Consider the following 673-nt stretch of genomic DNA (forward strand, 5'->3'; position numbering starts at 1 on the left):
GACGCTGCTGGACACCGAGGTCCTGGCCCCCGGCCACGGCGACCTGTGGCGCGGGCCGATTCGGCAAGCCGCCGACCGGGCGACCGCATTGGCGCGCCGCTGACACCCACAGGCCCAGCGTGTGGATGACCTGTGGATAACACGAGCGGCCGTCGTGGGGCCGTCTAATATCGAAACTGTGTGCGATTATGAAGCATCACCGTACGCCGCAGTCGACTGCGCGGATATCGACGACGCGGCAGTGGTCGATAGGATCACTTCGGCAGCGCGGGGGCAGAACGCGCTGTGCGCGCGGGAATTGGCGTCCAGTGGCGAGCTGTACGCGCGGCGGGCACCCGAAGACGATGCCGACCGGATCAACTGGGCCATCGACGGGCATGAGGATGTGGTCGCCGAGGTTTCCGCGACGTTGGGGATCACCCGGGGTCGCGCCCGTGGGCGGTTGCGATCACGTTGCGATAGCGGCTCCCCCGGGTCGCTGCGGTTTTCGCCGCCGGAGCCATTGATTTTCGGTTGATGGCCGCGGTGGTGTGCCGCACCGAGCTGGTCGAGGACCCCCGGTTGGTCGCCGAGCTGGACGCCGCGATCGCCAGGCATGCGCCGAAGTGGGGAAGGCTGTCTGAGCCCAAACTCCTTGAACGCATCGATATGTGGGTGCTGCGGATAGACCCGG

2 protein-coding genes and 1 pseudogene are annotated in these 673 nt (G+C 67.3%); all 3 read left to right on the top strand.

What is annotated here, in order from left to right; genetic code table 11:
* Positions 1–103, top strand: a pseudogene (locus tag F6Q13_RS19100) (MBL fold metallo-hydrolase); the annotation flags it as partial.
* 75 nt (positions 104–178) lie between these two features.
* Positions 179–517 (top strand): hypothetical protein, encoded by a 339-nt coding sequence (locus F6Q13_RS19105; protein WP_293059870.1) that lies wholly within the window; start codon positions 179–181, stop codon positions 515–517.
* A partial coding sequence (locus tag F6Q13_RS19110; RefSeq protein ID WP_293059872.1) for a DUF222 domain-containing protein occupies positions 517–673 on the top strand: 157 nt, incomplete at its 3' end. The genes F6Q13_RS19105 and F6Q13_RS19110, both read left to right, overlap by 1 nt.

Origin of the sequence: Mycobacterium sp. (assembly GCF_008709575.1) — a bacterium.
Taxonomy (GTDB): Bacteria; Actinomycetota; Actinomycetes; order Mycobacteriales; family Mycobacteriaceae; genus Mycobacterium.